Source organism: Carboxylicivirga caseinilyticus (genome assembly GCF_050589785.1).
Taxonomy (GTDB): domain Bacteria; phylum Bacteroidota; class Bacteroidia; order Bacteroidales; family Marinilabiliaceae; genus Carboxylicivirga; species Carboxylicivirga caseinilyticus.
In genome coordinates, this window is the sequence record NZ_JBNGOX010000046.1 from 1 (window position 1) to 13,149 (window position 13,149).

12 protein-coding genes are annotated in these 13,149 nt (G+C 35.1%); 5 read left to right on the plus strand and 7 right to left on the minus strand.

Translation table 11 applies throughout. The annotated features are described in order from the left end of the window. Positions 1 to 91 precede the first annotated feature (91 nt). The 5 genes from ACRD62_RS18720 to ACRD62_RS18740 all read right to left on the minus strand — a co-directional run bounded on the left by ACRD62_RS18720 (position 92) and on the right by ACRD62_RS18740 (position 3,670). On the minus strand, positions 92 to 505 hold the full coding sequence (locus tag ACRD62_RS18720) for a hypothetical protein (protein WP_430821639.1): 414 nt from the start codon (positions 503 to 505) through the stop codon (positions 92 to 94). An 85-nt stretch (positions 506 to 590) separates the two neighbouring features. Continuing rightward, the gene (locus ACRD62_RS18725; protein WP_430821640.1) at positions 591 to 827 is read right to left on the minus strand and encodes a TlpA family protein disulfide reductase; all 237 of its coding nucleotides are present in this window, start codon (positions 825 to 827) and stop codon (positions 591 to 593) included. Then, on the minus strand, positions 809 to 2,041 hold the full coding sequence (locus ACRD62_RS18730) for a thioredoxin domain-containing protein (RefSeq protein ID WP_430821641.1): 1,233 nt from the start codon (positions 2,039 to 2,041) through the stop codon (positions 809 to 811). Before ACRD62_RS18730 ends, ACRD62_RS18725 begins: the two co-directional genes overlap by 19 nt. Before the next feature lie 148 nt (positions 2,042 to 2,189). Further along, on the minus strand, positions 2,190 to 2,750 hold the full coding sequence (locus ACRD62_RS18735) for a hypothetical protein (protein ID WP_430821642.1): 561 nt from the start codon (positions 2,748 to 2,750) through the stop codon (positions 2,190 to 2,192). A gap of 83 nt (positions 2,751 to 2,833) precedes the next feature. Beyond that, a complete protein-coding gene (locus ACRD62_RS18740; RefSeq protein ID WP_430821643.1) occupies positions 2,834 to 3,670 on the minus strand; it encodes a tetratricopeptide repeat protein in 837 nt (278 codons plus the stop codon). Between the two features lie 443 nt (positions 3,671 to 4,113). Between ACRD62_RS18740 and ACRD62_RS18745 the strand changes: the two genes are divergently transcribed. From ACRD62_RS18745 to ACRD62_RS18755, 3 genes are all read left to right on the plus strand, one after another. Beyond that, positions 4,114 to 4,386: a YkgJ family cysteine cluster protein gene (locus tag ACRD62_RS18745; protein WP_430821644.1), complete on the plus strand. Its 273-nt coding sequence runs from the start codon at positions 4,114 to 4,116 to the stop codon at positions 4,384 to 4,386. A 236-nt stretch (positions 4,387 to 4,622) separates the two neighbouring features. Beyond that, a complete protein-coding gene (locus ACRD62_RS18750) occupies positions 4,623 to 5,375 on the plus strand; it encodes a lysophospholipid acyltransferase family protein (RefSeq protein WP_430821645.1) in 753 nt (250 codons plus the stop codon). 113 nt (positions 5,376 to 5,488) lie between these two features. After that, positions 5,489 to 7,468, plus strand: a complete 1,980-nt coding sequence (locus ACRD62_RS18755; RefSeq protein ID WP_430821646.1) for an OmpA family protein — start codon at positions 5,489 to 5,491, stop codon at positions 7,466 to 7,468. A gap of 25 nt (positions 7,469 to 7,493) precedes the next feature. Here ACRD62_RS18755 and ACRD62_RS18760 read toward each other — a convergent pair whose 3' ends face one another. Together ACRD62_RS18760 and ACRD62_RS18765 are read right to left on the minus strand one after the other, a co-directional pair. Further along, positions 7,494 to 7,898: a response regulator gene (locus ACRD62_RS18760; protein WP_321412269.1), complete on the minus strand. Its 405-nt coding sequence runs from the start codon at positions 7,896 to 7,898 to the stop codon at positions 7,494 to 7,496. Between the two features lie 281 nt (positions 7,899 to 8,179). Next, positions 8,180 to 9,832 (minus strand): diflavin oxidoreductase, encoded by a 1,653-nt coding sequence (locus ACRD62_RS18765; RefSeq protein WP_430821647.1) that lies wholly within the window; start codon positions 9,830 to 9,832, stop codon positions 8,180 to 8,182. Between the two features lie 227 nt (positions 9,833 to 10,059). Between ACRD62_RS18765 and ACRD62_RS18770 the strand changes: the two genes are divergently transcribed. Together ACRD62_RS18770 and ACRD62_RS18775 are read left to right on the plus strand one after the other, a co-directional pair. Then, positions 10,060 to 11,352 (plus strand): BNR repeat-containing protein, encoded by a 1,293-nt coding sequence (locus tag ACRD62_RS18770; RefSeq protein ID WP_430821648.1) that lies wholly within the window; start codon positions 10,060 to 10,062, stop codon positions 11,350 to 11,352. 35 nt (positions 11,353 to 11,387) lie between these two features. Then, a complete protein-coding gene (locus tag ACRD62_RS18775; protein WP_430821649.1) occupies positions 11,388 to 13,121 on the plus strand; it encodes a glycoside hydrolase family 3 protein in 1,734 nt (577 codons plus the stop codon). Positions 13,122 to 13,149: the final 28 nt, after the last annotated feature.

Genomic DNA, 13,149 nt, shown 5'->3' on the forward strand with positions numbered 1-13,149 from the left:
TCAAAGGACTTTCAAATTACTCCGAATGTTTTCAAATTAATTTGAAAGTTTTGCTGGTTTTCATCAAACCAACATGGACTTTACCGGATGCTTACTTTGTTTCTACATTTTCATCGTTTAACCACTTCTTAATTCCCCAAAGCGACTCTTCAAAGATTGGTTGACTAATCATTTTTCTTCGAGGTAATTCCTTAATATCCCGATAAAATGCAATACTATCATTAGGCAACGTATGTACCTCTAAATCCCCATTATAAAATAGAATCTCGTTAAGAGAACCCAGATGAATGTCAAAATAGTAACTTACACCCAATAAGGTATCAATGGGATTCAAACCAAAATATGCGATACCCGATCGGACAGACTCTTTATCTGTGTAGCTTCTATACACACTATGTTTAAATGTATACTCAAAGTAATTATATTCATTAAGATTTGAAGCGTTAGACTTTAGTTTCTCAATATCGGAAACATTCGCACAACTCAATGTAAGTTGGATTATCATTAAAAATAAGCAATGCTTTTTCACGTCTGCTGATTATTTGTTGCACAACTTTAACTGAATGAGACTGTGTTGTACCCTGCTATTATTACAAATATTTTTCTAACTCTTCCATATTTGATGGTCTCGGTGCATCATTGTTAACAATACTTCCTTGCTTGTTAATAATTAAATATCTAGGAATTCCAAAACTGCCAAGCTTTGCTCTTAAATCAGCTTTCAGTTTTGCGTTTGCTCTAATATGGTTGCCAGCAAGGTTATAATATTTTATCATATCTTTCCATCTTATATCGTATATGTCTCTATCTATTGAAATATAAAGCATTTCAATATTATTAGATCTAAAGATCTAAGTTCGTCCTTAAATGCAAATTCATCTTTACAATATCCGCACGAAGTTGTCCAAAGATCAACATATACTCTTTTACCCCTAAAAATCGTAAAGCACTCCTCTAATGAATTAATGTTTTTATAATTTTCTACGAACGTTACTTCTTTCTCAAATTCCGATTCCGCAATTTTTTTATGAAAGTCGATGATTTTTTGAATGGGAGCTTCTAATTCTGCTAAATAGTTACTTGTTGGGAAGTCTACCTTAAATTCTTCTAGCAGATCGATAAGTTCCTTTTCAAATTTATCCTGTCGAGCTGCTCTGATTATATATGATGCCGTATAAAACTCAAGTAAATCTGGTTCTAAGAACTTTTTTGCGATATTTAGCATATAGGTGTGAATATTGCCATTTCCTCTTGCTTTCTTCCTTTGCTCAAAAGTAAAATTAGCTTCAGTATACTCATGATACTCTAATAAATATTGAATATAGGAATATGCCCATTTTGAGCTTAATAATAATTTAGAATCAAATGGATTTTGCAATATAATGTTATTCCAAACCGTATCTATTGAATCAGTCTTGACTTCTAATCCTTTAACTAAGGCATTAGAAAAGTTTATTGCAGTATAAAATTGCAAAGCTGCATTATATAATAGTTTTCTATCAAGTTTTATTTTATCATATAAAACCGAAGGCAAAATTCCGTCATTAAGTTGCACTTCAAATGTTGAAATATCATTTAAATACATTGAATCTAGCTTCTTATTTACGACAGAAATAGGTAAGTCTTTATATTTATACCCAATTTGCGCAGGATTATGTGGGTTAAACAACTTTTGGTATTCCGTCTGAATAACTTTATTCTTGCAGTTATAAGTTATCGTATTTTTACCTTGTTCTGTTTCGATAGTTACATTATATACTTCACCTTGCTCCAATAATAATTGACCATCGTTGTCATTCAAAAAGAGAGTGATAAAGCAAGGTTCTTCTATATTAAGGAGTATTTCAAAGTTCCCCATAGAATCAACTTTTGCAGAAGAACGAAAGTATCCAAAACAAGTACCATTTATTGGCTTAGAGTAACCAATTTCATTTGGAATATCTCCTTTAAATTTCCCCTTAATAATTACTTCTTTGGGTTTTGTTTGACAAGAAGATAAAGTTATTAATAGCAAAAATGTATATTTCAGAATCTGTTTCATATTTATTGTTTTAAGGTTTGGTTACGGTTTAACTATTAAGTCATCTCAATTCGTCGTGATATCACTTAAAAGTAGACAAAGGCGTCAGGACAAGTAAAACGAGCCATGCTTTATTTCCAGCATGTTGGGCACTGGCATTTGTATACTGTTACTTCATTATTTCATCAAACTTTTCTTTACTTATTGTATAAGTCGCATATTCAGAGTCATTTTGAAAACTTTGAACCCAGCCAATAAAAAGGAATATCCAACAAATAATTCCAAATCCCATTATTGCTATTTGTCTATAGTTAAACTTTTTTGCCTCAGAAACTTCAAAATTTGAATCTTTTAATATTGTCCTGTTTAACGAATTAACAGGCTTAAGTAAAAAAACAAATGAAAAAATAGAAATAACCCATAATGATCCTGAAATTGAAACTAAAAAGTCGGCTATAAATAATAGAATAAAAAGAACGACAGAGGAATATCTAATATTTACTTGTAATTGACTGCTATACTTTTTTATCCTTTGAAATAAAGGAATTAGAAAGATAAATGAGAATAATGTCCGTGTTGCAGAATTCACATTTAATTTGTCTTTGTAGCTAAAAAATCTCCAACTCTTATAAATCCACCATATTTTATAAAGTCCAAATGTCAGAATGCATAGAATTATGAACTTTCGTTCACTTATTATTTTAATTTTTTCTTTGGGTTTGTTATTCATTTTGTACGTTATTCATGCTTGTGCCCAACGGTGTCAGGACGAGCAAGCCGTGCCATGCTTTATTTCCAGCGTGTTGGCAATAGTTATTTACAATTCTTTTCAAACTCCTTTAAAACATCTGAATCAAGTTTATTGATGTCAAATCCTAATTCGATTGCTCGGCTTTTATTTTCACAAGCTTCTTCAAATCTTTCAAGTTTTAATAATATTTCTGCCTTCGTTATGTAAGCATTGTCATAATCTGGTTTCAGTTTTATTGTAGAATCAATTTGTTTTAACGCATCTTCAAATAGTTCTAAGTTTTTTAAGCTTTCAGCATAATTATTTTGTATGATATGTTCATTTGGATATTCTTTTGCAAGAACAACTAAAACTTCATAGTTTTCATTATATCTCCCAAGTTCATTTAGAACATTTGCTCTATTTAACTTTGCATAATAGTCTTGTGGGTTCATTTCTAAGTAAGTGTCAAAATCAGCTAAAAGCTTTTCCCAATTCTCCATTTTCCTATAGACATCTACACGTTTCTTTAAAGCTTCTATGTTTTTAGGGGTTCTGTCAAGTACAAAGTTTAGGTCTTTAAGTGATTGATTTAAACTGTCAATTTTATAATAGCAGTAACCTCTTCTTATATAGAATTGCTCTTTCGAATCTAAGAGTTTTATGGCTTTTGAGTAAAAACCAATTGCTTCTGGATAAGCTTTATTTTGTTCTAGTATTTGTCCTTTATAAAAGTTTGCGTCAATATTGTCTGGATTTAGTGCTAGTGATTTATCGAAAAAAACCAATGCCTTATCAATATTGCCGTTTTGTGCTGCTTTCAATCCTTTATTTACAAACTGAACATCTTTCTGTGAAAATGCCTCAAATGATATTAAAGCTAATCCAGTTAATAAAAAGTAGAAGTAAATCCTTTTCATTCGTTTATTATTTTGCTTGATTAAATTTTGCTACGGTTTTCTTTTTAATTATTGCCAATTACTTTATAAACGCTATTATTAAACTAAATCAATTAACTACCTGATATGTTCCATCAAAATCGTTTATAATTAATTGTAATTGTTTAAATAAATCAGACGTTTATTAAACGACTAAATATAAACAAAATAATTATTAATTAGGTGTTATGTAAATTGTATTCGTTGGAATTTTGGGTATTGCTCAATACTAAATAAAAACAGAAAGCTTCTTAAGCCTTATTAATAAAAACAGTTTTGACGCGGTAAAAGCCTTGGTGGGGTTGGAAAAGTAAAAATTATCTTGAGGGGAGGTTGTGAAGGATTCTAAGGAAATTGGTAAAAAAAGAGGTGAGATAAGTTTGAATTGTACTTTCTTTGCAAAAGTTTTTAAGTTTAACGAGTAGATGGAATGTAGAGTAAACTGTGGAGCCTGTTGTATTGTGCCAAGCATATCTTCGCCCATCCCGGGCATGCCTAAGGGTAAACCTGCCGGGGTTAAATGTGTGAATTTAAGCGATGATTTTTCCTGTAAAATTTTTGGGCATCCTGATCGCCCCAAGGTATGTGGTGGTTTTACTCCCGAGAAATTGGTTTGTGGAGATACCCAAAAAGATGCTTTTAAAATTCTTTCTGAACTGGAAGGAATAACCGTAAATGTGAATGACTTCAATAATTAGAAAGGAATAAAGAAACAGCCTTTTTTTTTAGTTAGAGTAGATTTGCAAGAAGACTATATTCTTCAACAGTATCTGTAAATACTATTATTGCAGAACATAAAAATATCCATGTACATCAAAAATGTACTTTTAAACGTTATCAGACGATAAGATAATTTACCCAATTTTCTATTTTTGTTTATTAAATTCAATTAGTGGTTTTTTTTCATCATTAATATCAATTCTAATAGTGCATAATGAAAAAGATTGGTTATTGGCTTTATCAACCCTATAAATTCTTAATATTTATACCTTTATTTTTGGTTTTTAGCCTGCTGTTTTCGATTCTGGCTGCCTCTTTTTCAATCTTAATTAATCCAAGGGTTGGAAGCTTTTGGGGAGCTTCGTGGGCAAAATTTACCGGTTATATCACCCCCATGTTTGTAACCGTAAAGGGTAGGGAAAATATTGATAAGAACCAATCGTATGTAATTGTAGCCAATCATCAGAGCGGATATGATATTTTTCTGTTGTATGGATGGATCGGTATCGATTTCAGGTGGATCATGAAAAAAGAACTGCGTAAGGCTCCTGCCATAGGATATGCCAGTTATAAGGTAGGACATATATTTTTGGATCGATCATCACCAAGGGCTGCAATGGAATCGATTAACGAAGCCAAACAGAAACTGATCAACGGAACATCAGTGGTTATTTTTCCGGAAGGCACCCGAAGTGGATCAAACAAAATGAGTAGTTTTAAGAAAGGTGCATTTAAAATAGCATTTGAACTTGACCTTCCAATATTACCGGTTACCCTGGTTAATACCCACAAAATTTATAACAAAGGTTTTAATCTTTTACCCGGTTCGGTGGAAATGCATATTCATAAACCTATCAATACATCCGAATACCACGATCGACAAGATGAGTTACGGGAGTTAACCCGTGAAACAATAGCCTCGCCATTAACTCATAAGAAAGTTGAGGTTCTAACACCTGTGGGTTAAGGTACTAATTAGGTGTTTTAGTGTATTTGTTTTCTTAACTTTGGATTAAGCAGTAAATTTGCGATTTTCAACCTGGTAATAATTTCATTGCCGGTATATTTAATGTTAGTTGAATGAAATATTTAATCATTTCAGTTTTGCTGGGTATTGTTACCTGTTGGTCTGTTAATGCTCAATCCGGACAGAAGGGTAAATGGAGTTTGCACACAAAATCTAAAAAGGCTGTTGCCTTATTCGCTTCAGCCGAAGAGATGTATAGCAAGGATAAGCTCGACGAGTCGGTAAAGCTTTTGGATGATGCAATTGATAAGGATCCTGAGTTTATTGAGGCTTATTTATTAAAGGCTGATATTTATTTCAGAACCAGTCAGCATAAAAAAGAAATTGATTGTATAACCAAAGCCATACAGGTTGATAGCATGTATTTTGTTTCGGCTTTTTATAATATGGGTGTTGCCCAATTTAATATAGGTGAGTATGCTGCTGTTGAAGGCTGGATGAATCGTTATATTGAGAAAGTGAGAAGCCAGCAGTTGAAAAATAAGGCCCGGGCTTATATTCAGAGGGCTAAGTTTGCAGCTAAAGCTGTTTCTGATCCGGTTGAGATTCTTCCGATAAATATGGGTGATCATGTAAACAGTTTGTACGACGAATATTGGCCAAGCATCAGTGCCGACGGTCAAAAGCTGGTATACACTGTATTGGTACCAAGGGATACTTTAGCTTTTATGAACAGTTCTCTGCAAAAGAATTCCTTGAACTTCCGTGAAGATTTTTATACCTCAGAGTTTGTCGATAGTGTCTGGACCATGCGCGAGGCAGTTTACTCAGTTAATACAGATGGTAATGAAGGTGCTCAAACTCTAAGTGCCGACGGTAACTGGATGTTTTTTGCAGCCTGTGGACGAGACGATAGCAAAGGAAGCTGTGATTTGTATTTCTCAAAACGAACACGTGATGGCTGGACAAAGCCGGTTAACATTGGAGGCCCGGTTAATTCTCCTTTCTGGGAGTCACAACCCAGTTTTTCGGCAGATGGAAGAACCTTGTTTTTTGTTAGCAGCCGCCCGGGTGGAATAGGCAAAAAAGATATCTGGAAGGCTACGTTACAGGGATACAAAAAAGATGGGACACCTTTCTTTGGCTATCTTGAGAACATGGGAAGCAATGTTAATACGCCAAGAGATGAGAATTCTCCGTTTATTCATCACGATAATCAAACCTTGTATTTTTCTTCTGATGGTTGGCCCGGAATGGGGAAGATGGATCTGTTCCTGACACGTCAGAATAAAGAAGGAGTATGGTCGGAACCTGTAAACTTAGGATATCCTTTAAATACCGCTGCCGACGAAATTGGCCTGGTGTTAAATGCTAAGGGAGATATGGGTTATTTTTCTTCTGACGGTAAGCATAATGGTCAGGATAGTAAGGATCTTTACCAGTTTGTAATGCCTAAACGAATCAGGCCTGTTCCTTCGGCCTATGTTAAGGGGCGTGTGTTTGATAAAACGACCCATAAACAACTAAGTGCTTTTCTGAAAATAACAGATCTGGCAAAAGGTAAAACTGCCATGTATGCCGAATCTACAGATTTTTCAGGTGAATTTCTTTTTTGCCTTCCATTGGGAAATGAGTATGGACTAAATGTAGAGAAAGAAGGATACTTGTTTTATTCGAGTCATTTTAATGTGAATGACGTTAGTTCGGTTGAGAATCCACAAATATTAGATGTCTACCTGAGTCGTATTCAGCCGGGCGAACGTATTGTGCTCAGGAATGTATTCTTTGAAACAGACTCTTATATTTTAAAGGAAGAATCGAGTCTCGAGTTGGATAATGTTGTTCGTTTACTAAAGATTAATTCCACGGTAAAGGCTGAAATTGGAGGACATACTGATAATGTTGGAACAGCCGCCTACAATATGGATTTAGCTCAGAAACGAGCCAGGGAGGTATATAATTACCTGGTAAGTAAAGGAGTAAAAGCGGAGCAATTGAAATACAAAGGATATGGATTTAATCAGCCTGTAGATACCAATGAGACGGAAGAGGGAAGAGCTAATAACAGGCGAACGGAAGTGAAGATATTGTAATAAAAAAGCTGCCCTAAGGCAGCTTTTATTTATTTAAGTATTTTGATAACGTATCCATAAGAATCTGCAGTCGGATTGGCTTGGCCAGATAATCATCACAACCTGCTTCCAGACATTTTTCTCTTTCGCCAGACATTACATGTGCTGTTTGTGCAATAACTGGTATTTCAGAATTAATAGCTTTTATTTCACGGGTAGCAGTGTAGCCATCCATAATAGGAAGTTGAAGATCCATCAAGACTAAATCAATTCTATTTTCCTGGAACAGTGTGATAGCCTCTTTGCCATCTTTTGCCCATAGAATTTTGGCATTGGTTTTTCGAAGTGCGGCATCAAAAAATATTTTATTGGTGTCAACATCTTCAACAACTAAAATCACTTTGTCTCCCCAGTTCTGAACCAGTGAATTGTTTAATGCATCCGTACTCATATCGATTTCGGAATTTTGAGTTTAGAATTCTAAATTATGGTTTGTTTGCTTCTTTTCAAAATCGTAGCTAAAAAAACATCTGTTCGTAAAGCTACGAATTAATTTTAAATAATAGCTATTTGTCAATGCCAGCTTGATTTAAAAACCATTAAAAAATCTTCTTAAAGCCTTATGGCATAAGTAAATAACAATAATATTTTAATAAACATAGTTGTTTAAGAGGATAAATATGTTTGCCATTAAACTGAAAGAAATTACTTCTTCAATTAATCTATCATATTTTAATATAAGTCTTCATGTAAAAGTCCATTCTCCTGCATATTAACTATTTGCTGATTGGCATCTTGTTTTGATAACCCCTTCTCTTCCATAAAAATATCGGATAAGGTACTTCTAACATCGTGGCCCATATGCGTATGACCACACAAATAGATATGAGCGCCCATATCAATCCATTGCATCAGTTCTTTTTTTCTTTCTTTTAAAAGATGCTGTACATATCTTTTTGCTTCCTGATCGCGCGAAAAAGCAGTGTCAAGATACTTTAAGTGGCCTGATTGAAGATATTCTTGAAGCTCATCTTCATACAAAAAGTCTTCTGCCTGTTTTTTATCTCCCCAAATCAACCAGGCTTGGTCTTTCACATTCTCTTTTTTCAGATCCTGTAAAAAACCTCTGTAGGGTGCTATTCCTGTTCCAACACCTATTAAAATAACAGGGCTTGATGAGTCTTCCGGAAGATGAAATCCGGGACTGGGTATTAATCTGAAATGTACTTTGGTACCTTTTTGTAATCCTTCGTTCATATAAACTGAAGCCGCTCCCTCGTAAAAACGGGCCTGCTCTTCAAAACGGATGGTTTTTATGGTCAGATGAATTTCATCCGGTGTGGCTTTATATCCTGAAGCAATTGAATAGTATCTCGATTGCAAAGGTGAGAGAATCTTAATAAGAGTTGCTGCATCAATATCCGATGGATAATCTGTTATAAGATCAAGTACGTCTTTTTTAGATACATATTTATTCAAGGTTTCCTGATCATTAATCAGAATTGATAAGGAAAGCTGAGAGGTAGCAGCATAGTAATTTCTGACTACTTTTCGGTTTAATTTGGTAAGTTCATATTTGTATTTCAGAAGTTCAAAAGCAGATTGTTTACTGTCATCTATAAATTCCTCTGAATCGATATGCAAAATATCCAGAATTTTTGCCACAAGTTGGTCTGGATTTTCTGGAATGATTTCAATACAATCACCACTTTGGTATTCCACTTTGTTTTCAGAATTATCCAGTACTATATGCCATGTAGCTTTATCCTGATCACCTTTGGTCAACATGTATCGATCGGTTAACAAAGCTTCCAGCATATCCGGTTCTTTAAAATCAATGGATGGTGATGAGGTGAGCTCTTTTTGGGTGTTATTACTCAGGAAATGGAAAACCTTTTCAATCCAGTCAAGAGCGTCTCCCTTAAAGTCAACATCACAATCTACGCGTTCTATAACCGATTGAGCTCCAAGTGCCTGTAGTTGGGAGTCTACTAACTTGCCTGCACCACAAAAATATTCGTAGCTTGAGTCACCAAGTGCACATATTGAATATTTCAAGTCAGCTAATTGAGGAAATTCATCGTGTTTTAGGAAACCGAAAAACTTCTTACTGTTTGGCGGAAGTTCTCCTTCACCATCAGTACTCATTACAATTAAAAGTAGTTTCTCAGAAAAGATACGGTTAACGTCATATTTGGCAATGTTATAACATTCCGAATCAATTTTATATTGTTCCAATGTCTTTTGCAGTTGTTGAGCAACCAATTGAGCATTACCGGTTTTAGTGCCATATACAATGGTAGCTGTGGGACAATGGTATTTTTTAGAAGTATCTAGTTTTAACGGTTTAGGTGTTTTTTTAAATAATGATGTTAATAATCCCATTTCAGATGGTTAATATGATTGTGTGATATATTAGTATAACTTCTGTAAAAACGTTGTTGTTTTAAATTGGTTTAAAAAATGTTGTAAGGGTTTGAAATGTTGATTGATAAATTGTAATAATATTCTGGAATAACCAACCTGTTTTTAGATTTATAACACAATGCGTCGTATTTATATTATTTCGCTATAACCATATTTCTTATTTTTGATTAAAATTAGTTGACAAAATGATAAGATCCTTAAACCTTATAGTTGTATTGTTTTTTACCAGTTTGAATTTATCAGCTCAGAATGTTATTGATGTAGCTGATGGATGGTCTAGTAACTCGGTAAATGCAGTTGTTTTTCGACAAAACTCATTGGTAACCGCAAATGATACTCAGTTTATTGCGTTTTACAATCCCGATGGTTATCTCACCTTAGGTAAACGTCATATTAAATCAACGACATTTAAAACATACGTTACTCAATATAAAGGGAATGTTAAAGATGCTCATAACTGTATTAGTATTATGGTGGATGGTGATGGTTATTTGCATGTTTCCTGGGATCATCACGGACATCCGCTTAGATATGCCCGTAGTATTGCTCCGTATGGTTTGAAGTTAGGTGAGAAACAATCAATGGCTGGAGCCAATGAGGACAATGTGACTTATCCTCAGTTTTTTAAAATGCCTGATGGCAATCTGATTTTTATGTATCGTGATGGCATGTCGGGCAGAGGAAACCTGGCAATGCAGAAGTATGATACTAAAGCGCAAAAATGGAGTGTATTACACACCAACCTTATAGATGGTGAAGGTCAGCGCAATGCTTATTGGCAGGCTTGTATTGATTCAAAAGGAACCATTCATCTGTCATGGGTATGGCGTGAAACATGGGATGTGTCATCCAATCATGATTTATGTTATGCCCGGTCAAAAGATGGTGGCGTGAGCTGGGAGAAAACCAACGGTGATAAATATGTTTTACCGGTTAATGCTAAAAGTGCCGAATACGCTTGTCGCATTCCTCAGCGAAGTGAGTTGATTAACCAGACTTCTATTGTGGCTGATGATAAAGGACAACCTTATATAGCCTCTTATTGGAGAGAGCAGGATTCTGATGTGCCACAATATCAGTTAGTGACTTTCCTAAATGGCGAATGGTTTCATCAGAACCTGAGATTCAGATCATCGGCTTTTTCGTTAAGCGGAGGTGGAACCAAACGTATACCTATTTCACGTCCGCAGATTGTGGCTCAGTCGAAAGGAAAAAAGACAATAGCCTGTATCATTTTCAGAGATCAGGAGCGTGACGAAAAAGTATCGTTAGCTAAGGTCACGCTGGGTAAGAAAACAAAGATTGAACTTTCTGATATTACCGATTTTGGAGTTGGTTTGTGGGAACCCTCCTTCGATACTGAACTGTGGAAGGAAAAAGGTCAGCTCCATTTGTTCGTTCAAAAAGTTGATCAGGTCGACGGGGAAGGAGTGGCTTCGAGTAAACCTACCTTAGTGAAAGTGATTGAAGTGAAATAATTATAATACTTTGTTTGTACCAACTAATCCAGACTATGAAAAATCTTTTGTTATCCATTATAATCCTATCCGGACTATTTTTTGCCAGCTGTCAACCTTCAACTAAGAAAGAGTTACCAAAGCAGACCGATTCATTATCAGTTAATAAAGAATGGCAAAAGCTGAGTGTGCGCGAAAAAGTGGGGCAACTGGTATGCTATCAGTTTAATAAAAATGAGATGCTTCAATTGGGAGGTGGTTCTTATGAGCAATTCTTTCAGAAGTATCCGATTGGGTCGATCTTTTTGGCCAACTGGAATATTGCCGGTGCTGTTTCTGCTGATTCGGTTAAAAATGAGTATATAAAAATTGTAAATCAGTGTAAGACTGCTTCAAAAAATCCGCTTTTATTTACAGAAGATTTCGAAACCGGTTTAGGTTTTGTTATTGACGGATATACACAACTGGTAACAGAAATGGGACTGGGAGCCATTGGATCGGAAGAACTTGCTGAGCAATACGGTGCTATCATTGCTTCTGAGGCCCGCAGTATTGGTATTAACTGGTTGTTACATCCGGTAGCCGACTTAAATATCAATCCATACAGCTACATAACCAATGTTAGAAGCATCGGTAAAGATCCTGATTTGGCAATAAAACTGTTGCCAGCTCAGATCAAAGGAATGCAGACAAAGGGCGTTGCTGCAACGGCAAAGCATTTTCCGGGTGACGGTACCGATTTTATCAACCAGCATTTTTCTACTTCCCAGAATAAACTGTCTGTTGAAGAATGGAATTCTACATACGGAATGATATTTCAAACATTCATAAATGATGGGGTTAAGGTGATTATGCCAGGTCATATTTCATTTCCTGCCTATCAGAAAGAAAAGTTGAATGATGAATTTCTCCCGGCTACTCTTTCCTCTGAGTTAATTCAAGGTTTATTAAAGGATAAAATGGGCTTTAATGGAGTGGTTGTAAGTGATGCCTTAAATATGGCAGGAATTGCACAATATTACAGTAGTCAGATTGAAACGGAAGTAGAGTGTTTTAAGGCCGGTACTGATATTTTATTATGGCCTTCGCTGGCTGTTATCGATACAATAGAAGCACGTATAAACAGAGGCGAAATAACTATGAGCCGTTTGGATGATGCCGTTGAGCGGATCTGGAATCTGAAAGCGCAATTAGGATTGTTCGAAGATGACTATCAGACCATCATTCCTCTTAGCGACTCACTGCTGGAAAAACATCATCAAACAGCATTTGAAATTTCTAAAAAAGCTTTAACTCTCATCAGTAAAAAAGAAACTGATTCACCATTTCTATCACCAACAGATCAGAAAATATTGTTGGTTGAGGTAATGCAGGATTACAAAGAAGGTGTATTTGATGTGTTGGTAAATGAGTTGAAACAAAGAGGGATGGAGGTAACTGTTCGAAGAAATTTAAGCTATTTTGAATCAGGTTCAGAGCTTACCAACCTGGCTTTGGAATACGATAAAATCATTTTTACCTATTATAGTTTACCGGGTGTACCTTGGGGCGATTTATCCTTAAGTGGTCGGGAGGCGTTAACCATGTGGGCTTCCAATATGCTTCCGAAAGATAAGGTTATCAGTTTAGGCTTTGGCGATCCTTATAAAAACATCATTTATTTGCCACGAATAGAAACGCGTATCAATTGTTATAACATTGATAGTTATTCACAAAGAGCATTGGCAGGAGCATTATTGGGTGATTTTGAATTAACGGGTAAGTCACCAGTCAGTTATCCTGAATTATAAAAAAAGTGTAAAAGAAAAAGGCTGATTC

Coding starts and splice junctions, on each gene's coding strand:
- ACRD62_RS18755 (WP_430821646.1), top strand. CDS start 5,489: ATGAAATATTTAATCATTTCAGTTTTGCTGGGTATTGTTACCTGTTGG.
- ACRD62_RS18740 (WP_430821643.1), bottom strand. CDS start 3,670: ATGAAAAGGATTTACTTCTACTTTTTATTAACTGGATTAGCTTTAATA.
- ACRD62_RS18720 (WP_430821639.1), bottom strand. CDS start 505: ATGATAATCCAACTTACATTGAGTTGTGCGAATGTTTCCGATATTGAG.
- ACRD62_RS18750 (WP_430821645.1), top strand. CDS start 4,623: ATGAAAAAGATTGGTTATTGGCTTTATCAACCCTATAAATTCTTAATA.
- ACRD62_RS18770 (WP_430821648.1), top strand. CDS start 10,060: ATGATAAGATCCTTAAACCTTATAGTTGTATTGTTTTTTACCAGTTTG.
- ACRD62_RS18735 (WP_430821642.1), bottom strand. CDS start 2,750: ATGAATAACAAACCCAAAGAAAAAATTAAAATAATAAGTGAACGAAAG.
- ACRD62_RS18775 (WP_430821649.1), top strand. CDS start 11,388: ATGAAAAATCTTTTGTTATCCATTATAATCCTATCCGGACTATTTTTT.
- ACRD62_RS18760 (WP_321412269.1), bottom strand. CDS start 7,898: ATGAGTACGGATGCATTAAACAATTCACTGGTTCAGAACTGGGGAGAC.
- ACRD62_RS18765 (WP_430821647.1), bottom strand. CDS start 9,832: ATGGGATTATTAACATCATTATTTAAAAAAACACCTAAACCGTTAAAA.
- ACRD62_RS18730 (WP_430821641.1), bottom strand. CDS start 2,041: ATGAAACAGATTCTGAAATATACATTTTTGCTATTAATAACTTTATCT.
- ACRD62_RS18725 (WP_430821640.1), bottom strand. CDS start 827: ATGCTTTATATTTCAATAGATAGAGACATATACGATATAAGATGGAAA.
- ACRD62_RS18745 (WP_430821644.1), top strand. CDS start 4,114: ATGGAATGTAGAGTAAACTGTGGAGCCTGTTGTATTGTGCCAAGCATA.